The organism is Dictyobacter aurantiacus, from assembly GCF_003967515.1.
Classification (GTDB): domain Bacteria; phylum Chloroflexota; class Ktedonobacteria; order Ktedonobacterales; family Ktedonobacteraceae; genus Dictyobacter; species Dictyobacter aurantiacus.
Window position 1 is genome coordinate 4,664,241 of record NZ_BIFQ01000001.1, and the last position, 23,349, is coordinate 4,687,589.

The window sequence follows — 23,349 nt, forward strand, 5'->3', positions numbered from 1 at the left end:
ATAGACAAGCAGGCAGCGATATAAAAAAAGATGGGGCATGCACCACGGGTGCATGCCCCATCTTTTTTTATATCGCTGCCTGCGATTCTCTTGCCTCGATCGCGCTATCTATGGTGCCGCCGGTGGTGAACTGGCTGTTGTACAGGTCGGCGTAGAAGCCGTTTCTGGCCAGCAGTTCTTCGTGCGTGCCCTGTTCGATGATGCTGCCGTGATTCATGACCAGGATCAGGTCGGCATCGCGAATAGTTGAGAGCCGGTGGGCGATCACGAAGCTGGTGCGGCCCTGCATCAGTTCGCTCATGGCTTTCTGAATGTAGATCTCGGTTCTGGTATCGACGCTACTGGTGGCCTCGTCCAGGATCAGGATGGACGGATTGGCCAGGATGGCGCGGGCAATGGTCAGCAGCTGCTTCTGGCCCTGCGAGATGTTGGTGGCTTCCTCGTTCAGAACTGTATCATAGCTGTCGGGGAGCGTGCGGATAAAGTGGTCCGCGTGCGCCGCCTTCGCTGCCTGAATGATCTCCTGTTCCGTGGCCCCCTCACGGCCATAGCCGATATTATCGCGGATCGTGCCGTTGAAGAGCCAGGTATCCTGCAGCACCATGCCGAACATGCTGCGCAGGTTGCCTCGCCTCAGCTCGGTGATATCGACGCCATCGACCATGATCCGTCCACCGTTGAGCTCGTAGAAGCGCATCAGCAGATTGACCAGCGTGGTCTTGCCGGCGCCAGTTGGACCCACGATGGCGATCGTCTGACCAGGTTTGACATCGATGTTCATATCTTCCATCAAGGGTACGTCCGGCTTGTAGCCGAATTGCACATGATCGAAGGTTACCGCGCCCATCGGTTCGGCGATCACTTTGGCTTCGACCGCTTCCGGTATCTGTTCCTGTTCATCCAGCAGTTCGAAGACGCGCTCGGCCGAAGCGATGGTCGATTGAATGATGTTGGCGATATTGGCCAGCTGCGTGATCGGCATCGTGAACTGGCGTGAATACTGGATAAAGGCCTGGATATCACCGAGCTGGATCGCTCTTTGCGTGACCAGCACGCCGCCGATAACGGCAACAAACACATATCCCAGGTTGCCGATGAACATCATCAGCGGCATGATCGTACCGGAGATAAATTGTGCTCGCCATCCCGATTCATACAGCTTCTCATTTAGTTTATCGAATTCATCGATTGAGCGTCGCTCAAAGCCGAAGGCCTTCACGATCTTGTGGCCGGTATACATCTCTTCCACGTGTCCATTTAGCACGCCCAGCGCTCGCTGCTGTCCTACAAAATGCTTCTGCGAGCGTTTGGCTACGCCGATGGTAACGACCAGGCTGAGCGGAATCGTGATCAGCGTGACCAGCGTGAGCAGTGGACTGATCGTCAGCATCATGACGATGACGCCGACAATGGTGACCACTGAGGTGATCAACTGCGTCAGGCTTTGCTGCAGCGTGCTACTGATATTATCCATATCATTGACAGCTCGGCTCAGGATTTCTCCATGGGTGCGGGAGTCAAAGAATCGCAGCGGCAGGCGCGACAGCTTATCTTCAACCTGCTTGCGCAGATCATAGACCGTTCTCTGGGCCACGCTGGCCATAATATACTGCTGAATATAGTTGAAGACCGAACTGATGATATAGAGAATGGCCAATGTTATCAGGATATGCTTGATGGCGCCGAAATCGACACCCGCGCCCGGTACGCCCCGGTATTTGGCCAGCAGACCTTCAAACAGCTTGGTCGTTGCCTGACCCAGGATCTTCGGACTGACGATATTGAAGATCGTGCTGATGATCGCGGCGATAAAGACCGCTGTCAGCGCGACTTTGTGCGGCATCAGATAGCCAGTCAGGCGTTTGAGGGTTCCTTTAAAATCTTTGGCTTTCTCGACGGGCATCCCCATGCCCATGCCGGGGCGAGCACCGGGACCCATGCCCATGCCTCCCTGCGGTTGAGGCTGTCTGCGTGTCTCGCTCATGCGATTTCCTCCAACGAGAGCTGCGAGGATACGATTTCACGATATACCGTGTTGGTATCCATGAGCTCGCGATGATTGCCGATACCGACAATTTTCCCCTCATCCAATACGATAATGCGATCGGCGTCCATCACGGTGCTCACACGCTGAGCCACAATGAACACAGTCGAGGTACGGGTCTCATCTTTGAGCGCCGCCCGCAAGCGGGCATCGGTTTTAAAGTCGAGCGCCGAGAAGCTATCATCAAAAATGTAGATCTCGGGCCTCCTCACCAGGGCACGCGCGATCGAGAGGCGCTGCTTCTGTCCACCAGAAACATTGTTGCCGCCCTGGGCGATGATCGAATCAAAGCCGTCTTTCATGCCAGAGATGAATTCGGTCGCCTGCGCGATACGCGCGGCATGCTCGACCTCTTCATCCGTGGCGTCCTCTTTGCCATAGCGAATGTTGTCTTTAATGGTGCCGGAGAAGAGGACCGCCTTCTGCGGCACAAAGCCGATCTTGGAGCGCAGATGCTCCTGGGTCATCTCGCGGATATCCACGCCATCGATCAGGATGCTGCCCTCGTCGATATCATAGAAGCGAGGCATCAGTCCCACCAGCGTGGATTTGCCGGCTCCGGTACCACCGATGATGGCGGTCACCTCTCCTGGATTGGCCTGGAAGGATGCGTCATAGACCGCCGGTTGTTCCGCGCCAGGATAGCTGAAGGTGACGTGGCGGAACTCGACGTAGCCGCGTTTGCTCTGCGCCAGCCGGGTGTTGGCCGCGTCCACGATCTCAGGCTCGATATCCAGCACCTCGTTGATACGCGTCGCCGAGGCCGACGCACGCGGGAGCATCACAAACATCATCGATACCATCAGCAATGAGAACATAATCTGCATCGCGTACTGCAGGAAGGCGATTAGCGAGCCAACCTGCATGTCACCATTGTTAATGCGGATACTGCCGAACCAGAAGATAGCGATGGTGGTAAAGTTCATCAGCAGCATCATGACCGGCATCAAGGCCGCGATGGTGCGGTTGACCTTGATCGCGGTATCTGTAAGATCCTCGTTCGCCACGTCGAAGCGCCGGGTCTCGTGTTCGGTGCGGTCAAATGCGCGGATCACGCGTACGCCGGTCAGGCCTTCATCCAGTATCAGATTGAGTTTATCGATCTTGGCCTGCATGATCTTGAACAGCGGGATCGCTCGACCAGTGATGATCAGAATGGTAAGGATAATGATCGGAAGCGAGACCACGAATATCCAGGAGAGCTGCACGTCCTGGGACAACGCCATGATGATGCCGCCGATACACATCATTGGCGCGCTGATCATCATGCGCAACATGATGATCAATACCTGCTGCACCTGCGTGGTGTCGTTGGTGGTGCGCGTGATCAAGGAGGCGGTGCCCACCTTATCAAACTCGTGCAACGAGAACTGCTCCACGCGATTAAAGATCTTTGCGCGTACGATCTGACCAAAGCCGACGGCGGTCTTGGACGAGAAGTAGCTGGCGATGACTGTACATATCGCTCCACCGATCGCGATCAGCAGCATGAAGCCACCAACGCGCAAGATGTAGTTGGTATCCCCCTTCACAATGCCTGTATCCACAATATCCGCCATTAAGGTGGGCAGATAGAGATCGGAAAGCGACTGCAAAAGGACAAGGACCAGAACTATCGCCACATACCAGCGATAGGGCTGTAAAAACCTGAATAATTTGATCATGCTTCCTTGTCTCCGTGCCGACAGGCCATTGACCTATCTGGCTCTCGTTCATTGAAGTATATGTATACTTTCGTTAACAGTTCGGCGAGCTGCTCACTTTGCTCTTCACCGAGGTAGTCGATCAGGCCATTGATGGAAGCAAAGAACGCTTCCGAGGCCCTGCTGGTCACCAGTTCACCTTTAGCCGTCAGCGCGACACCAACGGCGCGTCTATCTAACGGATCGTTTTCTCGTTCAATTAACCCATCGGCCTCCAGTCCCTTGAGCAGCTGGGTTATGGTGGGAGATGTGACGTGGAGCATCCTGCTGAGCTCTGATACCTTCATCTTATGAGACGTCAATTTCACCTGTCTTTTAATACATAACAGCAGTTTTATCTCGCTGGGCCTGCATCCTTCGATATTGCTTTGATGCCAATCTGCTTTATCGAACTGCATAAAGGCGCGCAAAAGCCGCTGTGCCTTTGCCTCATCCTGTATGGGCATTTGCGCCCTCCTTTAGATCGGTTGGCAAATAATTTTGCAACTAATTAGTTTGGTAACCTAATTATATCCGAGCCATTATTGTTCTGTCAATCATTTTTTTGCTAAATTTTCTGAGTGTGTCAGACACACTTTTTATAGGGGTTGGTACAACACAACGGGTGGGAGCGAACGCTCCCACCCGTTGTGTTGTACCAACCCCTATAAAATTCTTTTCTTTGGTTAGATGCGCTCAAGGGCGATCACGGGGATCAGACGGCTGGTTTTCTGCTGGTATTCAGCGAATCCTGGATTGATACTGGCCTGGGTGCTGTACAGGCGGTCACGCTCCTCACCGGTCACCTCGGTGGCTTTGACTTTGACGGTTTCGCTGCCGACCTCGACGGTGGCCTCTGGATTTGCCTTCAGGTTGTGATACCAGTCGGGATTGGTGGGGGCGCCGCCTTTAGAGGCAAAGATAACCATGCGCTCACCCTCTGGTAGATAGACCAGGGGTGTCGTGCGTTGCTGGCCGCTCTTCGCGCCGGTTGATGTGAGCAGTAGCAAGGGAGCGCCTTCAAAGGGTCCACCGACTTTGCCGCCATTGCTGCGGAACTCATTAATGATCTGGGTGTTCCAATCATTCGCCATAAAAAAAAGGCTCCTTAGATATTATGTAAATATGCCCATGATAGAGCATTGTAATTCCCCTAATCAGGAAATCCGTTTATGATAACGCCAGCGCTCTATCGTTCTATTCCAGCAAAAGCAAGCGATCCGGCACTCCAGATCGCAACTCATATTTTGCAAAGAGAGAGGCAACAAGGAAAATGGATATGCACACGTAGGTGCCGGGCTTGCCCCGGCTTTTTTGCCGCGAAGCGGCCCCGTACCCGGGCGTAAACGTTTATTTCAACACATGAGCGTTCCCAGGAAGAGACGTCATCGTTGGTGGAACGTATGTGCCCGGGAGCTGGCCGCTTCGCGGCTAAGCCGGGGCAAGCCCGGCACCTACTGTTTGGGCGGGGCGGCCAGCCCTTTTAAATTTGGTGCATGGGTGCGCATTCGCGCACCCATGCACCAAATTTAAAAAACAGGGCGTCCGCGCATGCGGACGCCCGTGCGGGGGCACGCACGTGCCCCGGAAAAAGTGTGTCTGACACCCTCACATCTTTTTAGGTGGATGGACTACCAGCAGGGGAAGTTTGGTGTTGTTGAGGATGCGTTCGGCCACGCTGCCAGCGGCCCAGCGTGCTATGCCGCTTCGGCCATGGGTCGCCAGGGCGAGCAGGGCATATGGGAATGGACCCTGCATGACTGGCGCTTCGCCTTCAACCTCGTGGATGATGGCCCTGGCGATATCACTTCCCATGATTACAGACCAGGTGACGCGTACACCCAGTTGCGCGGCCGCCTCTTTGTTCAGGCGCTCACCGAGCTCTTTCAGATAGCTGGTGGCCTCGTTGTAGAGGAACTGCTGGATATCGAGCTTGTGGATTCTGCGGAAGATCTCTACCCGCTCTGCTTCCATCGCTTTGACGATGCGTAGCAGGTGTACCTCCCGCTGCCGCACATTCCCACAGGCGGCCGCTACGTAGAGCGCGGGCCGAAGCACGCGTTCCGCCAGTTCTGAGCCATCAAGCGCGACGCAGAATTTGAGATCGCCACTGGCGGTTCCGCAGGGCAATGCATAGTTTTCGCGTTGTATCAGTACCGGGGCGATGCTATCGTGCACCATCTTCTGGGCTACGCTGCCCAGCATCCATTGCTTATAGCCTGTGTAACCATGACTTGTCATAACCACCAGATCGATCGACTCCCTGGTGATCATTTCTAAGAGCGTGGTGGCTACATCGCCGGAATGGACCTCGATGGCCGTATCCAGGCGTTCCAGTTCCCGGGCGCCATATATGCGCTGGAGATATTCACGCGCCTCCTTCTCCTGTATTTCACGGATCTCGTTGGTTAACGCGGCAGCCTGGATCGACGAGGCTCCGACCGTTTCAAATACATCGACAATTCTGGTGAGTATAATGGCGCTGTTATACGTGCGGGCGATATGGGCGGCAAGCGGCAATGCTTGTTCAGCACGTGCTGATCCATCCAATGGAACAAGGATTCGCTTAAACATGGGAAGCCTCGCTTTCGGAACGTGTGCCCCTGGCATCCCTGTCCGGGAGTAGTGGTTGTGATTAACGATAACCCATGACTGGTACAGGCAGACACCTGTACCAGTCATGCATCAGGTGATTGATTGTGGTGGGGTAGGTGTGCTAGCGTGATCCAGTGGCCTCTTTTACTTTGATTGGCACCTGTTTCGCTTTGGCCTCCTCAACCTTGGGAACCTTGAGTGTCAATACGCCGTGCTCATACGAGGCCTGAATCTTGTCCGCATTGATATGGGTCGGTAGCGCGATGGTGCGCTCTACCTCATTGACGTAGCGCTCACGCCTGATATAGTTCTCTCTTTCTTTCTGCTCTTTTTGCTCTCTCTTGCTGGCATGAATGCGAATCACGTTGTCTTCAGCGGTGACCTCAATCTCATCGGGTTTGAAGCCAGCGATGGAAGCTTCTACTACGAATTGCTTTTTATCGTCCGTCTCGTACACGTCGAGGGGAAGCATGCGGGGTGCCGCCATCTCAAAGCGTGGCGTGACGAAGCTCTCCTCAAACAAACGGCTCATCGCCTCACGCAGGGGCATCAGGGCATCTAATGGATCGCGGGGTGCTAACATCTCATGGCTCCTTTTGTACTTGCAACGCTTCTCTGGGAAGCTTCTGGTGAACATCTTTATTTATTGGATCGGATATGAGACGTCTGTTTATCGCCGATCAGAAACTCGGCCGCGCGGGAAAGGTATGTATAAATCTAACTGATATGCTATACATGTCCCTTTACGTCTCTAATAGTAGTGTCGGAAGATTTCATTTGCGTCACAGGGGGTGCTTAGGAATCACAGATAGATCACAAAAGTAACCACATCCGTACATGCGCCTGTGCTGGTTGCAGTTCGCCTTATTTAAAGGCAACCTGGCGATATTTTCCCTTTTCGCTCTCCTGCTGATCTTTGACGCACAACTCCGCCCAGGGCAGGGCTTCTAGACGCCTGGCTGGAATAGGCTGACCGCAGACGCGGCAGAGCCCATAGGTGCCTTCATCAATGCGTTTGAGCGCGTTTTTAATGGTACGTGCCAGTTTCAGGTCTTCATCGAGCATAGCTTCGGCCAGTTCCGTATCTGACACACGCGTCGCGGCTTCTTCCAGATCTTCTTCCGCGAGTGCTTCATTCGCTTTACCGCGTAATTCTTCGATCCGCTTTTGTAAGTCTAGCAGTTTGTTTTCCAGCAAGGTACGCCGGGCTTTTAGATCACTTGTCAGCATATCTGATTCTCCTCATCCACCTCGCTGTGGACGTTATCTCACATTGCTCTTGAGATAAGGATAACTGTTTCAACGCAACACAAAGATATGCGTTGAAACAGTGGGATGCTTTGCTATCCCTTACATATAGGCCATGACAGGCACAAATGTATCACCAGGCGGCCTGTGTTTCTCTCAAATACATCACAAAGTCCGGTGATATGGTGGTCAACACATTGCAAACCTTCTTTATATTTCTTTCAGTTCGAACCGGCGCTGCCTGCCTCGCGACTTCTGTGATCTCTCTGAGAGGGTGAGTGGCTGTTTGAGAAAGAAATGAGAGGCGCGAGCGGTATTTTATAGGTAATGCCGTTCATTTGGATGAGCGAAGCCGCCTGGGGGCCACCACAGCTTCTCAGAAACGATGCACTTTACGGGCTAAGTTGTGGCGGCGGAGCTAGCCGCGAGTGAGCGGCGTTTCCAAATGCTTTTTACAGTTAGAGATGGAATGGGCAAGGATGAGCCAGAGGTTCTCTCGTGAGGGAGTGTCTGGATGCTCCCTCTTGTAATTGGAAGGGGGCGCTGTATTATGCCGGGCTCTTTGCGTATCGGAAAAATCGCGGGCATCGATATTGCCTTTCATGTAAGCTGGCTGATTATCGCGGTGCTTTTGTGCTGGTCTCTGGCGACGGGCTGGTTTGGGGTGCGTTATCCAGGCTGGTCTACCGGAGCCTACTGGAGTGTTAGCGTACTGGCCACGCTCTTGCTTTTCCTGTCGGTCTTTTTGCACGAACTGGCGCATGCTCTGGTGGCGCGCGCGCGCGGCCTGCAGGTGAAGAGTATCACGCTGTTTCTCTTTGGCGGAGTCTCCAACATTGAGCAGGAGCCGGCGGCGCCAGATATCGAGTTTCAGATGGCGCTGGTAGGACCCCTGACGAGCCTGGCGCTGGGCGGGCTGTCCTGGCTGCTGGCGCTGGCTATCGGTCACAATGGTTCTCCCCTGAGAGCTATCTTTGAGTACCTGGCACTGGCCAATCTGTTACTGGGAGTCTTTAATATGATTCCCGGCTTTCCGCTGGATGGGGGCCGCGTGCTGCACTCGATCATCTGGAAGATACGCGGCGATGTGCGTTCCGCTACCCGCGTGGCGACCGGCGTAGGACAGTTTATCGCCTACTTCTTTATCTTTATTGGCCTCTGGATCTTTTTCCGGGGACACGTGCTGGATGGTCTGTGGATCGGCTTTATCGGCTGGTTTTTGCTGAGCGGGGCGACCGCCGCCAGCGCGCAGGGCATGCTGGAGGGGATGTTTAAAGGCGTTCGCGTGGACGATGTGATGAATCGTAGCCCGGCGACCGTTCCGGCCAATATCTCTCTGCAAAAGCTGGTCGATGACTATTTGCTGCCGTATGGCTGGCGCAGCGCCTTTGTGCTGCAAGGAGATCAGCTGGCCGGCCTGGTCGCGCTCAGCGATATCCGCCACGTGCCGCGCGAGCAGTGGTCCCAGACCCCGGTCGGCTTTGTGATGGTCCCCCTGACCCGTTTGCACACGATCAACGTGGGGCAGAGCCTTAACGACGTGTTGCCGCTGATGGTCGGTCGCGACCTGAATCAGCTGCCGGTGGTCTCCGAAGGCCACCTGCAGGGATCAATCAGCCGCGAGAACATCATGCACTTTATCGAGATCAAGCGCAGCCTGGGCCTGGACTCGTAGGTCTGGCCGCGCTTAGAAATCGACCTGAGCGTGCGCGAACATGGCGATGCATGGATGCACCAGGCGCTCAAAGTCGCTATACTTGATGCTCATGGTGTCGGTGTAGGTGCCCACCGGGAAGGTAATAGAGTCTTCGGCGGCCAGGCTGCTATCTACATAGACGGGTATGCCATAGAGGTTGCCAAAGGGCGGCATGGTGCCGACTTCACAATCGGGGAAGGCCAGTTCAAACTCGTCTTCGTGGGCCAGGCGCACGTTTTTTGTCCCCATGATAGCCTGTACTTTGTTCATGTCAACATAGTATGCAGCCGGCAAGACAAAGCACATCATCCGGTCATTTACCTGTAAGATGACCGTCTTGGCTGTCTTCTTGCTAGATATGTGTTCGCTTTCCGCGATTGTCAGGGCACTAAACGTACGTGGATGGTGCTGTTCCTGAAAGGGTACCTGGTTTTGATGGAGATATGTTTCCATCTTCTCTTTGCACTGCATATCGAACCTCCTCGTTTGTGTACGTGATGGGCAACCTTTTCTATCGGTGCAGCGGCATTGACCAGGAAAAGCGCTGCGGCTCGGTGTACAGCGCTTTTCTGGCCAATGCGTTACGCTACCGTGGAACCGCTATGCCGATGCGCTCGCGCAGCAGTTCCTTGGCCCGCGCAGCTCTCTTGCATTCCTCTAGCTGTGCGTCATGGAAAAATTGCGCTAGCTGATGATCACCAGCTTTTTCTGCATCCTTGCGGAAGTTCTCATATTTCCATGATCCCTCAAGCATGTGGTAGAGAACACTAATCAGGTCATAGTGCTCATTACACGTGGATGTGATCTCTTCTGCCTTCATGATGATGTCCTCCTTTTAGATGTTCAAGAGCTTCTTGCTGTCGGGCCGCTCTTTTTGTCAGCTAACGGCTTTCCTGTTTAGAACCATAGCCTGCGTACCTCTCACTGATATCTCCTGGTGTACGAGCAGATCTCAAAACCATCACAAAAGGGCGGTAGCCCAGCCATTGCTATGGGACCCGTTTCCCCTGCTCGCTAAGCTGCTCACTGCGCCGGGATTGCTGCTGCGGCCTGACGACCAGCAGAGATATTCGCGCCCTGGATAGGATACGTTCGGTGACGCTACCGGTAAGCCAGCGTTGCAGGCCGCTGTGTCCATGCGTGGTCAGGGCGATCAACTGACAGCTATGATGATCCGTTGCTGCCGCGCCGCGTTCAGCGGTGTTGATCATTTGCGTGGCTACGTCTAGATTGTGGCACAGGGCGGTACTGAGCTCTATCGGGAGTGGCCCGAACCGGCCGTTCCTTATCTGCTGTTCAATGGATTGGAGATAGGCCAGAGCTCGTGGCGTTTCCTGTTTGAGCGCACGGGAGACGCTGTCTTCCTGTCCATATTCAAACGATGAGGGTAGGTGGATGACGCAGGTCAGCTGGAGCGCGCCCGTGGCTGGAGCTGAGAGCGCCATGCTCAGTTCGGCCGCCGGCGCGATGGCCGTTTCAGCCAGTTCAGAGCCGTCCAGGGCCACCATGATGCGCACGGTTGAAGGGTGTGGCGCGCGTAGTTGTTGCTGCAAAGGATCATCTTCCTGCAGTACCAGCACCGGCGCGGGCGACGTGCGCGTGATCTTCTGGGCGATGCTGCCCATGGTCCAGCGCTTGAGCCCGGTGCGGCCATGGCTGCACATCACAACCAGGTCGATGGCATAGGCTCTGGCGGCCAATAGAATCTGTTCCGCTGGGAGACCGATGCGCGCCAGGGTGATGATCTCCAGGCCCGCTACTTCCGGGCTACGCGCGATGTTCTGTAAATAGAGGTTCTCCATATCTATGAGCAGATGCTCGCGCGGCAGCGTTGCTAATCCCATCTCATCCATGGGATTGATCGATTCGAGCAATACCAGCGCGCTGTGGTGCAGGCGGGCGATGCGCGCGGCTACCGGTATTGCCTGTTCGGCCCGCACCGATCCATCCAGAGGAACAAGAATGTGCTTAAACATGGTTTTTATCTCTTCACGCTTCCTGTAATGATTTCGCGGATCCATCCATAGCTCTCAACGGCGATACATGTTTGCTGATTGGTCATCGGTGTTCATTCGCCCGGTAACGTCTGGTCAGCAGAGGCCGGGCGTTCTGTCTGGATGTTCTACATGGAGGCAGGCGGTCGGCTAGAAGATGATCGGTACATCGATGGTCTGGCGCTGTGCCTTCTTATGCTCTGCCTCCTGTGGTTTTCTGGCATGTACGACCAGTAACGGCCTCTGGGCGGCATCGAGCACCTCTTCTGTAAAACTGCCGAGCAGGAGATGCTGGAAGCCGTGGCGCCCATGCGTGGTCATGGCGATGATATCGCAGCCTGTGAAGCCGGGGACGTCACCGATGCACGCGCTCTCTTCGAGGATGCGTCTGGTGACATCCTCGATATCCACGTAGGCTACTACCGAGGTTGTAATCTTCAGTTGCAGCGACATCAGGGGGCCCGTTTCTATACGCTGCTTGATGACTTTGAGGTAGTCTTCGGCCTCGATCTGATATTCTTTATTGATGCGCTCCATCTGCTCCTTCGTCTGGCGTCCATAAGGCAGCAGGCGTTGGATGATGCGTGTCAGGTGGAGGGCGCCATGGTTGGATTGTGCCAGGGCGGCGCTCAGTAGTGCGGCTGGCGTGATAGCTTCTTCGGCCATGGATGAGCCATCGAGGGCTACCAGGATGCGTGGTGTGTGCTGAAAGCTTAGCGGCTGGTTGTGGGGCCTGTTCACTACCAGTACCGGAACCGGGCTGTGGCGCACCAGTTGCTGCGCGGTGCTGCCCATGATCCAGCGGGTCAGACCGGTTTCGCCATGGCTGCGCATGACGATCAGGTCTACCCCTTGCTGCAGGGCGTAGTCAACGATAGTGCTGGCGGCACCTCCTATCAGGACATCTGTCTGTACGTTCAGCATATCGATGTGCGCGCGTGCGACCGCCTGCTCCATATAGCTACGCGCGCTGGTAAAGGCCGCTTCGCGCATCGGCTCGGTGATGTCTGTCAGCGTAACCGGGTAGATGGGCACGCAGCTGGAAGGTGGGACCACGCGGAGCAGCCGCAATTCGGCTTTGCTGCTCCGCACGATCTGCGCCGCCAGTGGGAGCGCCTCCTCCGCCAGTGGGGAGCCATCCAGTGGAACGAGAATCTTGTTGAAGTAGGATGCGCCGGTCCGGGTATTCATCTCTTTCTCCTTTCCTACAACAATTACTGCTGCTTATGTGGAAATGACTGTGATATGTCACTCAAATAGTGCGCCTGCGGGACGCTGATTTTTTCCTCCGCCGTATTGGTGAGCAATACATGCAGCCTGCGTTGTAACGCCTCCAGATTGGCGCGCTGAGAACTGGCGGTCGACAGGGTAATATGCCTGACCAGCGGCTCCTGCTCTGGATCGAATGCTTCCCAGTGCGCCATCTGGCTATCATAGAGCTCAGGACGCCCATCGGAAGCATCGGGTGTCCCCTCAGGGGATGGCGTGGCGCTGATGCGTTCGCGCCAGCGCTGTTCCAGGCGCTGCAGCGTCAGCTCACGTGGACACGTACATTCGATAAAGATGACGCTGGCCCCATGCTGGATCGCGGCTCGGGCGATCTCCTGGCGGTCAACGCGTCGCGCATAGGTGCCATCCACCACCACCGAATAGCCTTGCTGGAGATAGGCCTGGGCCCGTTCGTTCAGTACTGCGTAGGTCCGCCGAGTCCAGGCGGGATCATAGATGCCGGATCCGAATGCTTCGGCCTGGGGTTGGGTCGCTGGCAGGTGCGTCAGTTGTTTGCGGACACTGTCGGTTGAGAGTAGCGCGCAGGCATATTCATCCTGTATCTGCCGCGCGATGGTGCTTTTGCCACTACCCATTACGCCGCCGACAATGATCAGGTACGGCCGGGAGGAGCATCGACTATAGCGCAGCGCCAGCTTGAAGAGCTCGCTGGCCTCCACCTGTGCCCTGGCACGCTGCTCCGGGCCAACCTCTGGATCGTCGAGCAGGAAGGAGATAACCTTGCCGCGTACACAGGCCCGGTAGCAGGCGTAGAATGGGAGCAGACTGATCAATGAGCTATCGTGGGTCTCGGCTATATAGCGTGTCAGGAAGGCGTAGGCCAGGTCGGGACGCCGGGCGAAGTCCAGTTCCATGTACAGGAAGGCGACCTCGCTGGCCACGTCACCATAACGGATGCGCTCGTTGAACTCGACGCGGTCTAGCAGAATGATACGTGGAAGCGTATCCTGATATTTCTCTGGCAGCACATAGATGTGCTGAAGACGCAGATCGCCATGGCAATCGCGGATATAATCATGCAGGAAGCGTCGTCGGAATAGTTCTTTATCGTGCTTTAAACAGTGGTGGACGTAGTGCTGCAGGGCTGTATACGTCTTGCGCGATAGGGTACGGCCGCAGTAGGGACGCATCTGCCGGAAGTTCTCATCCCAGTTCTCTTGAATGACCTGCATGCTGCCAGCATTGGCGATAGCGTCACTGGTTGGCGTGCGGCGATGAAATTGTGCCACCACCCGGGCAACCTCGTCCATCAGCTCAGGCGTTACCTTGCCCGCCTCCAACAACGCGTGCAGCGTGGCGTTTTCGGGCAGGCGACGCATGACAACCGCGTAGTCAACAAGCGTTCCCGCCGCGTTGAGCAGGGGACCGGGGGGCGGTTCGTTGCCCGGAGGATAGGTCTCTCCAAAACAGAGGGTCTCATCCGGCCTCTCGATCACCGGGGCGACACCCAGGTAGACGCCCGGCGCTAGCTCGCTATTCAACCGCACCTCTAGCTGACAGAAGTGGCGGCGCTGCTCAATGGTTGAATAGTCGAAGAAGCCAAAGTCGCGCGGCTTTTTCAGTTTATATACCATCTCGGGCGTGATGATGACCGCCGAGGCGTGCGTCTGGATCAGATATGGATCTTCTCCCGTCTCATAAACAAAAGGAAAGGCCTGCCGTTTGAGGAGCGCCTGGACCATAGACGCGAACGCGTGCTCAGCAACCCTGTGGGCGGAACGATGAATCGGCATAACATTTTCCTTTCATTTCTGTACGCTACCCTCCCCATTCCCACTTAGCTTGACGCGACCTGCTCTGCGACGGTGGCATGCACGATCAATAGCGGCTGCCTGGTCGTGTCGAGGACGCGTTCGCTGATACTGCCGAGCGCCCAGTGTTCCAATCCACTGCGGCCATGGGTTGTCAGGGCGAGCAGATCAATCTTCTCTGTCCCCGGCATATGGGCCGCCTGTACAGTTGGATCTGTAGCCGCCTCAACCAGGGTGTGCGCGATATCCTCGTGGACCAGCACGGAGGTGGTGATGCGCAGATTGTGATAGGCCAGGCTGCTCTCCATGAGCTTCTTTTTAACCTCTTCCAGGTAGCACTGCGTCTCGGCGATGATGCGTTTCTGCGCCTCCTCAATGGCCTGGTGAGCTGGTGTAAGATGACCGTGCCGGGCTGGAAATGGCAGCACCTCGACCAGATGGAGCGTGGTTGGCTCGGGGACCGCCAGGGCGACGCCCAGCTGGACGGCCGGCTCCAGCGCGGCCTCGGAAAGCGTGGAGCCATCCAGGGCGACCATGATCTCTAGCGGTTGTGGCCGCGTGGTATAGATGCGGCTGCGACTGTCATCTCCCTCGTGCAGCACCAGCAGCGGAATGGTACTGCTGCGCGTCAGCTTGTATGCTACGCTCCCCAGCGCCCAGCGCTTCAGACCGGTGTAGCCGTGGCTGCAGAGGATAATCAGGTCCGCCTGGGCGTTTTCCCCGATCTCCAGAAGCGTTCTGGCTATGTCGGTCGCCATGGTAGTCTGTATAGCGACCTCGATGCCAGCCAGGGCATCAGACATAGCGATCTGGCGTAGATTGCTGCGGGCCAGCTCGATCTCCGCTTCCGCGATCTGGTTATCGAGTTCCATAGGAGTCGCCAGGACGCGTGGATAGCGCGTATATTCGATGGTCGGATAGACGATGCGTACCAGGAGCAGCGATGCACCTGTGGATCTCGCTATGCGCGCCGCGACGGGTAAGGCAGTCTTTGCTCGTTGAGAGCCATCCAGCGGCACTAAGATTTTTTGAAACATCACGCATCTCCTTCTGTCAGATCGGGGAAGAGCTGTTCCCGGATATTTCTGGTCATTTGCTTCTATAGAAACAGTAAACCCCTGATCTCTCGAACGTATCACCGCCAACTCGCCAGCCTCTCAAAACCATCACAATACCCATGCAGGACTTCCATATGCTGGTGTAGCCGCGCATGCTGGGAGCATGCTCAAGTCGCCGCGAACCCTCTTTTTCTCAAATCGCCAAGTGGGAGGTGCAGGAGGGCGACTAGCCCTCCTGCCGGGGTGCGGGCGAGCATGCTGGGAGCATGCTCAAGTCTCCCGCAACCCCTCTTTTTCTCTTCTTTTCGCGCCGCCGCAGGCGGCGCGAGAGGGTAAAGAAGAAGGCAGGGAGGACCCTGCACCCCTATGAATGGCGTTAACGCGCAACGCGTTAAAAATCACAAGCACATCGATCCCTTCTTGCAGGATCGCCCCAGCGGCGGGCTGGATATAGCCAAGGGCGGCGAAGATCATAGCCAGGCCGCTCAACCCCATGCCGATCCAGATGCCCTGACGGGCGATGCGCATCACCCGGCGACCCAGGAAGACGGCGGTATCTACGCGCATGATGTCGTTAGAGAGCAGGACGGTATCGGCGGCGCTGGCGGCGGCGGTGAGCCCCTGTGTCCCCAACGCCATCCCTACGGTCGCTGTCGCCAGGACCGGGGCGTCGTTGATGCCATCGCCGACCATCAAGGCTTTGTGCCCTTCGTTCTCCATGTCGCGCACCACACGCACCTTATCTTCGGGCAGGCATTGCGCGATGACGCGATCCATGAGGGCCATCTGCCCCACCTGTCGGGCTACCGCCTCACTATCACCGGTTAGCAGGATGGTCTGCTCGATGCCCTCGTGTTTGAGGGCGGGACAGAGCTGCTGGATTTCTGGCCGGGGCACATCCTCCATCACGATGAGCGCCTGGACGCGCCCATTGAGGGCCACAAAGCTACAGATCTGGCCCAGGGCTCGCCTGCGCTCCCTCTCTTCCAGGAAATAGGCGGGCAATGGAATGTCCAGCATGCGCATATACGTGCGATTGCCCACAGCTACTGTAAGCGGCTCTTCCCCATCCGGTGGTGTTACCTCGCGAGAAGAGGCGCTGTCGATGGTGGCGCACACCCCCTTACCAAAGGTCTCCTCAAAGTTGTTGCTGGTATACAGAGGGATCTGCCGTTGCTGGCTGGCTTTAACGATGGCGCTGGCCAGGATGTGGGTCGAAAGCTGCTCAACCGAGGCCGCGTAGGCCAGGATCTCTCGTTCTGTGTACGGTGTTTCACGCTGATCCTCGGGTAACAGAAGAACGGTGGAGACCTCGGGCATGCCCAGCGTCAGCGTACCGGTCTTATCGAAGACCGCCACGTTGACCTCTCCTAGCTGTTCGATGGCCGCGCCGCTCTTGACGATGATGCCGTTGCGCGCCGCGATGTTGATGCCCGACATAATGGCGATCGGGGTGGCTAGTATCAAGGGACATGGGGTGGCCACCACCAGGACAGCCAGAGCGTAGACCTGGTTGCCGGACGTGAACCAGGCGGCGCTGGCGAGCCCGAGCGTGAGCAGCGTGAAGACGATGCTGTAGCGGTCGGCCAGGCGGTGGATCGGCGCTTTGTGTTCTTGCGCCTCGGCCACCAGCTTGACGATCTGGGCGTATTTACTTTCCGCGCTGGGTTTGCTGGCCCGCACCTCCAGAATACCGTCCAGGTTGACGCTGCCCGATAGCAGTCCCATCCCTGTCTGTTTGCGCACCGGCAGCGGCTCGCCGGTTATGTCGGCCTGGCTGACATTGGAGGCTCCCTGCACGATCATGCCGTCGACCGGCACCAATTCTCCCGGCTTGATCACGATCGTCATGCCCGGCTCGATCGTCTCTACTGGCACATCTATCAGTTGTTTATCCCGCCAGACGTGGGTGGTACGCGGCGCCCGTTCGGCCAGGGCCGAGAGCGAACTGCGGGCGCGCCGGAGCGCGAAGGCCTCCAACGCCTCCCCTCCTGATAGCATCAGGACGATGATGGCGCCCGCCAGGTATTCACGCAGCCAGAGCGAACCGATAATCGCGATGGCCGCGATCACATCGATGCTGAACTCCCGCTGCCAGAGCCGGCTGATTGTCTCCCACAGCAGCGGGATGCCGCCCCAGATGATGATACCCAGCAGGGTCCAATTGGCAAGATCACCGCGCCGCGCCAGCCAGAAGACCAGGCTGACAAGCAATAGGAAGATGGCACCGGCCGGTATCGGATAGCGCTTTAAGAGCGACCAGCCTCGCTGATACCAGGGGGCCTGCTCGTTCTTTGTCTCCCGTTGTGGCTCCAATGGCTCGATTGGTTTTTTTGTTCTGGATATCGCAACCTGGGAGCGTTCTATGTTGTGATTTGTCACATTCTGATTTGTCACGGCGTCACCTTTCGCGCCTCCGATTTTCCCGCGATGGGTAAATCGGAGGCGAGCTCCAAACCTATGGGTGGGGCCCATCGTGGGTTACACGGGTTGGGCTTTGGTGGGGGCGGCTGATTGCGGAGGGCGCATGATGAGCAGCGGGAGCTTGGTGCGATTGAGCACGCGCTCAGCGATGCTGCCGAATATCCAGCGATCGATTTTGTTGCGCCCATGAGTGGTCATGGCCAGCAGTTGGCAGGTGGGGTACTGGCTGGCCCCGCCGTTTTCCGCGTACTGGATGATCTCTTGCGCGATGTCGGCTCCACTCTTCAGATGGCCGATGATTTTGATATTTTCACAGGCCCTGGCCGCCAGCTCCAGGCGCTTCACCACCCCCTGCAGGTATTCTTGCGCCTGCTGACGTACGAGATCCTGGAGATTGAGATGGTAGATCTCTTCAAAAGCTTCTTCATCGGATAAATTTATTGGCTCGATCACGCGGAGCAGGTGAACCTCGGCACGATGGCCCGAGGCGCAGGCCGATGCGATCGCTATGGCGGGCTCGATAACGGCCTCCGCCTGCTCTGATCCGTCAAGGGTGATGCAGACGCGGAAGGTTGGCTGTCCCTCGGCGTCCATCGCGAATGGCAGAGGATGCTCTGTGCGTTGAATCAGGACCGGGACGGGGCAGGCGCGGGCGATCTTCTGCGCTACACTGCCCAGTACCCAGTGCTTCAGACCCGTGTATCCATGGCTGCAGAGGACCACCAGGTCAATATTTCGCCGGGCCACCGCTTCAAGGATGGCCGATGAGGCATCGCCAACATAGACGCTTGTCATGGTTGAAATGTGCTCCAATAGTGCTGAATTCTTTATTCGATCCAGGTAGTTTTTGGCTCCCTGCTCTTCAAGTTGCTGGACACGCTCCATCATGCCGATGGTCTGCATACTATAAATGCTCATCAGTTCTACGCTGCGCATCAGGTGAATCGTGCTGTGATCGGCACGCGCGATGTGTGCCGCCAGCGTGAGCGCCTGCTCCGATCGTGATGAGCCATCCAGCGGAACCAGAATATCTTTAAACATGACGTATTCTCCTTCCTGGGCGCATGGTTCCAATGTCCGCCCTGTTCCCCCTACCTACTGTGCCTCGCTGACGAGTGCCTCCGGCTCTGCACGGTGAAGATGTGTCTCCTGCTCAACTATGGCCGCGGGACGTACAATCAACATCGGCAGGTGGGTCCCGATGCGTACCCGCTCGGTAGTGCTGCCCAGGTACCAGAGGGGATGACCGGTTATCCCGTGGGTCGACATGGCGACCAGGTCGCAGCCTCCGGAGATGCCGCTGTTTTCGACTCCCTCGCCGTTTTCCGCTACCCGAATGATGGCGTCGGCGGCATCCCTGCTGACGGCGACCGACCAGGTAACGGGAATCTGCTGCTGCGCGATAAAGGGCGCGATCTCCCCCTGCCTGATCCGGGTCGTTATGTCCTGCAGGTAGTGCCTGGCCTTCTGGAGCTCGTTGGTGGTGTCAATGGTGCGTACCAGGTGGATGGCGCGGTTGGCGGACGCGGCCAGCGCGTGAACGAGCTCGGCCGCTGGTTCAATGGCGGAGACGGCATAGTCCGAGCCATCGAGCGGCACCAGTACGCGCAGTGGCTGCGTTGGATCTGGATGTGGACCAAGCGGCAGGGCGCTGTGACCATGCAACAGCAGGACCGGCACTTCGGCATAGCGGGTAACTTTTTCGGCTACGCTCCCCATCATCCAGCGTGTTAGCCCGCTGTATCCATGCGAGTTGAGCAGGATAATATCCGCCTTCTGCTTCTGCGCGCTGGCCAGGATCATCGCCGTCTCGTTTCCAGTGGGAACCTGGATCTCGGTTGCGATACCCTGGAACTGCTCTTTCTTCGCCAGCTTGACCAGGTATTGTTCCGCTTCGAATCTGGCATGGGCCGGGAGCTCTTGCGCGAAGTTGCTCTGCGTGGATGAAGGCCAGTTGAGATTGACGACGCGCAGCAAGATAATGGTACCCGAGTAGGTCCGAGCCAGTCGTAGCGCGATTGGAACCGTGCGCTCGGCGTGATGCGATCCATCTAATGGAAGAAGAATACGTCTGAACATTGTGTTGCTCCTATGCCTGGGTGATAGACAGGCTGATCATGTGACCATGGCGCCTACGCGCCACTCAGTGTGAACTTATGTCCAGGTAGCCCTGACCGACTGGCAGATTGCTACTGGCAATAATGATCTGTTCTATTGCGGGCTGTTTCCGCTTCAGCCAGCGTCTGCCATCGCCAACGTGTGGTGGAATCTTGCCGTGGCAATGGATGGTACAGAGCGGTTTCTGCTGCGAAATGGCGGGCAAATAAATAGCGCACTCGTCATAATCGATAATTAACACGGCATCCGTCTGCAACCATTGTGGCGCGAGCATCGAAAGTATCTCTACAACCTCGGGCGCTTTCCAACCTGCCAGTGGGAGCCCCTTCGAATCGATGATGTCTGCGTTGATGTCCACAATGTGGTTGGGATAACGGTTTTCCAGTGCATAAAGGCAGATCTGTAATGTGTCATATAGATGCATCGAAGCCCTCCTCCCTGTATGCATTGCGGGCCATGTATGGTGGCCCCAAATTACCTTACCCCCGGCCTCGCGGTCCCTACGAAAATGTATCGGAATTTCTATGCTTACCATAGCGCAATGACCTCTCAAATTGCTCTCATGCTCAGGCCTTGTCTCACATTGAGATCACAATTCATGACGTGTCTGAGTCGGTGCGCTATTCGAGAAGCGCTTTGTGGCGCACCGCTATATATGGTCTGGTGACACAAGCAAAAAATGGGTTCCGCTCTGATTTGTGATTGGATTGTGATGAGCTACGACGCGGGTGAGATCGTCCGGTGATGCGCCAGGCGTATCCTAAACACAAAATCGGCACGTGTGCCACGTTTCTGACTATTGAATCTGATTTGAGAGAGGCGCCAGGGCATATGAAAACGACCATTCAGGCACCTGCACAGGTGCCGGCATCCGAGGCATCAGATGAACTGTTGCGTTTATCTTTATCACAAATATTTGCTCGCCTGCAGACAGATGAACATGGTTTAAGCGATGCCGAGGCCGCTAGCCGCTTAGAGCGCTATGGTCCCAACGAGCCGGTGGCGACCGCGAAGAATACCTTGCTTGTCCAATTTCTGCGCCTCTTTCTTAATCCACTGGTCCTGATCCTGCTTTGCGCCAGCGGCATCTCTATTGCGCTGGGGGAGATCGTTGACGCGACCATCATCATCTCCATCGTGATGCTCAGCAATATTCTGAATTTCGCCCAGACCTATCGCTCTCAGCGGATCGTGGAGCGGCTGCGGGCCGAGGTGGCGCCTACGGCTACCGTGCTTCGTGATGGGAACTGGCGGGATGTGCCGCGTCAGCAACTGGTGCCCGGGGACATCATCCGCCTGCGCGCCGGCGACCTGGTCGCCGCCGATGCTCGCCTGATCGAGGTGAATGATCTCCATGTGCAGCAGGCGGCGCTCACCGGTGAGTCGCTTCCGGTTGAGAAGCAACTCGATGGTGACGCGGCCGCGCCCGGTAACCTGGCTGAGATCCAGAATGGCGTCTTTCTGGGCACCTCGATCGTCAGTGGTAGTGGGCAGGCGGTCATCGTGGCGACCGGATTGCATACCTCCTTTGGGGATATCGCGTCCCACCTCGTGCAGCGGGCGCCGGAGACGGAGTTCGAGCGTGGCATCCGTCACTTTGGCCTGCTGATTATGCAGACCGTCTTCTTTCTGGTGATCTTTATCGTCATGGTAGGCCTGATCGGCAGGCATCCACCCTTTGAGACCGTGCTTTTTGCTATCGCGCTGGCCGTTGGACTGACACCTGAATTTCTGCCTATGATCACCACGGTCACCCTCGGGCAGGGGGCTATGCGCATGGCGAAGCGCAAGGTGATCGTCAAGCGCCTGGAATCGATCCAGAACTTCGGCAGCATCGATATTCTGTGCAGCGATAAGACCGGGACCATCACCAGCGGTGAGACCCACCTGGATTCGGCTCTGGGGCTCGACGAGCGGCCCTCGCCGCGTGTTTTTTTGCTGGGCTACCTGAATAGCTCCTATGAAACCGGCTTTAAGAGTCCACTGGATGCGGCCATCCTGGCCGAACCCGCCCCGGATGTGCAGGGTTATCGCAAGCTGGACGAGATTCCCTTTGATTTTGAGCGCCGCCTGCTCTCGATAGTGGTACAGCACGAGGACCAGGCGTTACTCATCACCAAGGGCGCGCCCGAGAGCGTGCTGGCGCACTGTACGACCTATGAACTCGATGGCGAGCAGCATCCGCTGGAGAGCCCGGCTGGGGAACAATATAACGCGGCGACCGCGATCTATCGCCGGTTGAGTGAGCAGGGATATCGCCTGTTGGCCGTGGCCCATCGTACCCTGCCCGTGCGATCCCGTTACAGCACGGCCGATGAGCAGCAACTGGTCCTGCAGGGCTTCCTGGTCTTCGCTGATCCCATAAAAGAGGACGTGGCTCAGGTCCTGCAGGATCTCAGGCGCGACGGTGTGCAGGTAAAGATTATCTCGGGCGACAACGAATTGGTGACGCGCCACGTCTGCGAACAGGTAGGACTGGAGAGCCCGCGCGTCGTCCTGGGTCAGGAGATCGAACGTATGTCGGATACCGCCCTGGTCCAGGTGGTGGAGCAGGTGAATATCTTCGCCCGCGTCTCTCCCGTCCAGAAGAACAGGATCATCCAGGCGCTTAAGATCCGCAAGCATGTGGTGGGCTATATGGGCGATGGCATCAATGACGCTCCATCGCTGCATACCGCTGATGTCGGTATCTCGGTGGCCTCGGCCGTCGATGTGGCCCGCGATGCCGCATCGATCATCCTGCTTGAGCAGAGCCTGCAGGTGCTGCACCAGGGCATCCTGGAGGGGCGCAAAGCCTTCGGCAACGTCATCAAATACCTCTTGATGGGCACCAGTTCCAACTTCGGCAATATGTTCAGCATGGCCGGCGCCTACGTCTTCCTGCCCTTCCTGCCCATGCTAGCGACGCAGATTCTGCTCAACAACTTCCTCTATGACTTCGCCCAGATTACCATCCCGACCGACAATGTCGACGCGGCCTATGTGAAGAAGCCGCAGCACTGGGATATTGGCCTGATTCGCCGCTTTATGATCTTTATCGGCCCCATCAGCTCGATCTTTGATTTCCTGACCTTTTTCCTGATGCTCCGCGTCTTTCAGGCAGGCGAAGCGCTCTTCCACACCGGCTGGTTCGTCGAATCGCTGGCTACGCAGACCCTGGTCATCTTTATTATCCGTACCGTGGGCAATCCATTCCGCAGTCGGCCAAGCATCCCACTGACCATAACTACGGTTGGAGTCGTGCTGATTGGGGCTATTCTCCCCTTTACCCCCCTCAGCCGTCCACTTGGATTCACTCCGCTGCCGCCCCTGTACTTCTTATTCCTGGGCCTGATGGTCGCCGTCTACCTGTTCCTCGTCCAACTCGTCAAAGGCTGGCTGATGAGGAATCTCGCCAACCACGCTGTACGTACTAAGTAGAACTGAACGTTCCGTATATTTTTAAGAAG

At 56.6% G+C, this 23,349-nt stretch carries 19 protein-coding genes; 2 read left to right on the forward strand and 17 right to left on the reverse strand.

Going from position 1 to position 23,349, the window contains the following annotated elements; translation table 11 throughout:
- Positions 1 to 67: 67 nt before the first annotated feature.
- The 7 genes from KTT_RS18745 to KTT_RS18775 form a co-directional block, all read right to left on the reverse strand.
- Positions 68 to 1,984 (reverse strand): ABC transporter ATP-binding protein, encoded by a 1,917-nt coding sequence (locus KTT_RS18745; RefSeq protein ID WP_126597450.1) that lies wholly within the window; start codon positions 1,982 to 1,984, stop codon positions 68 to 70.
- Entirely contained in the window at positions 1,981 to 3,708 is a 1,728-nt protein-coding gene (locus KTT_RS18750) for an ABC transporter ATP-binding protein (protein ID WP_126597451.1), read from the reverse strand. The genes KTT_RS18745 and KTT_RS18750 overlap by 4 nt, the downstream gene beginning before the upstream one ends.
- Complete coding sequence (locus KTT_RS18755; protein ID WP_126597452.1) at positions 3,705 to 4,193, reverse strand: MarR family winged helix-turn-helix transcriptional regulator; 489 nt, start codon at positions 4,191 to 4,193, stop codon at positions 3,705 to 3,707. The genes KTT_RS18750 and KTT_RS18755 overlap by 4 nt, the downstream gene beginning before the upstream one ends.
- Positions 4,194 to 4,412: 219 nt before the next feature.
- Positions 4,413 to 4,820 (reverse strand): nitroreductase family deazaflavin-dependent oxidoreductase, encoded by a 408-nt coding sequence (locus KTT_RS18760; protein ID WP_126597453.1) that lies wholly within the window; start codon positions 4,818 to 4,820, stop codon positions 4,413 to 4,415.
- A gap of 514 nt (positions 4,821 to 5,334) precedes the next feature.
- A complete protein-coding gene (locus KTT_RS18765) occupies positions 5,335 to 6,300 on the reverse strand; it encodes a universal stress protein (RefSeq protein WP_160145967.1) in 966 nt (321 codons plus the stop codon).
- A 142-nt stretch (positions 6,301 to 6,442) separates the two neighbouring features.
- Positions 6,443 to 6,904, reverse strand: coding sequence for an Hsp20/alpha crystallin family protein (locus KTT_RS18770; RefSeq protein WP_160145968.1), 462 nt, complete (start codon positions 6,902 to 6,904; stop codon positions 6,443 to 6,445).
- 281 nt (positions 6,905 to 7,185) lie between these two features.
- A complete protein-coding gene (locus KTT_RS18775) occupies positions 7,186 to 7,551 on the reverse strand; it encodes a TraR/DksA family transcriptional regulator (protein ID WP_126597456.1) in 366 nt (121 codons plus the stop codon).
- A 568-nt stretch (positions 7,552 to 8,119) separates the two neighbouring features.
- On the opposite strand from KTT_RS18775, the gene KTT_RS18780 reads away from it, so the two are divergent.
- Positions 8,120 to 9,244, forward strand: coding sequence for a site-2 protease family protein (locus tag KTT_RS18780; protein ID WP_160145969.1), 1,125 nt, complete (start codon positions 8,120 to 8,122; stop codon positions 9,242 to 9,244).
- 12 nt (positions 9,245 to 9,256) lie between these two features.
- Here KTT_RS18780 and KTT_RS18785 read toward each other — a convergent pair whose 3' ends face one another.
- From KTT_RS18785 to KTT_RS18830, 10 genes are all read right to left on the reverse strand, one after another.
- A complete protein-coding gene (locus tag KTT_RS18785; protein WP_126597458.1) occupies positions 9,257 to 9,736 on the reverse strand; it encodes an aminoacyl-tRNA deacylase in 480 nt (159 codons plus the stop codon).
- A 115-nt stretch (positions 9,737 to 9,851) separates the two neighbouring features.
- Positions 9,852 to 10,085 carry a hypothetical protein gene (locus tag KTT_RS18790; protein ID WP_126597459.1) on the reverse strand — a complete coding sequence of 78 codons (234 nt, stop codon included), beginning with the start codon at positions 10,083 to 10,085 and terminating at the stop codon, positions 9,852 to 9,854.
- A 169-nt stretch (positions 10,086 to 10,254) separates the two neighbouring features.
- Positions 10,255 to 11,241, reverse strand: a complete 987-nt coding sequence (locus tag KTT_RS18795) for a universal stress protein (protein WP_160145970.1) — start codon at positions 11,239 to 11,241, stop codon at positions 10,255 to 10,257.
- Positions 11,242 to 11,409: 168 nt separating this feature from the next.
- On the reverse strand, positions 11,410 to 12,450 hold the full coding sequence (locus tag KTT_RS18800; RefSeq protein WP_126597461.1) for a universal stress protein: 1,041 nt from the start codon (positions 12,448 to 12,450) through the stop codon (positions 11,410 to 11,412).
- 23 nt (positions 12,451 to 12,473) lie between these two features.
- A complete protein-coding gene (locus tag KTT_RS18805) occupies positions 12,474 to 14,282 on the reverse strand; it encodes a bifunctional aminoglycoside phosphotransferase/ATP-binding protein (RefSeq protein WP_126597462.1) in 1,809 nt (602 codons plus the stop codon).
- Positions 14,283 to 14,326: 44 nt separating this feature from the next.
- Complete coding sequence (locus KTT_RS18810; RefSeq protein ID WP_126597463.1) at positions 14,327 to 15,337, reverse strand: universal stress protein; 1,011 nt, start codon at positions 15,335 to 15,337, stop codon at positions 14,327 to 14,329.
- A gap of 291 nt (positions 15,338 to 15,628) precedes the next feature.
- Positions 15,629 to 17,755, reverse strand: a complete 2,127-nt coding sequence (locus KTT_RS18815) for a heavy metal translocating P-type ATPase (RefSeq protein ID WP_160145971.1) — start codon at positions 17,753 to 17,755, stop codon at positions 15,629 to 15,631.
- 84 nt (positions 17,756 to 17,839) lie between these two features.
- Entirely contained in the window at positions 17,840 to 18,823 is a 984-nt protein-coding gene (locus KTT_RS18820; protein ID WP_126597465.1) for a universal stress protein, read from the reverse strand.
- Positions 18,824 to 18,877: 54 nt separating this feature from the next.
- Positions 18,878 to 19,861, reverse strand: coding sequence for a universal stress protein (locus KTT_RS18825; RefSeq protein ID WP_126597466.1), 984 nt, complete (start codon positions 19,859 to 19,861; stop codon positions 18,878 to 18,880).
- A 64-nt stretch (positions 19,862 to 19,925) separates the two neighbouring features.
- A complete protein-coding gene (locus KTT_RS18830; protein WP_126597467.1) occupies positions 19,926 to 20,324 on the reverse strand; it encodes a hypothetical protein in 399 nt (132 codons plus the stop codon).
- A gap of 407 nt (positions 20,325 to 20,731) precedes the next feature.
- Between KTT_RS18830 and mgtA the strand changes: the two genes are divergently transcribed.
- Positions 20,732 to 23,320 (forward strand): magnesium-translocating P-type ATPase, encoded by a 2,589-nt coding sequence (gene mgtA, locus KTT_RS18835; protein ID WP_126597468.1) that lies wholly within the window; start codon positions 20,732 to 20,734, stop codon positions 23,318 to 23,320.
- Positions 23,321 to 23,349 lie beyond the last annotated feature (29 nt).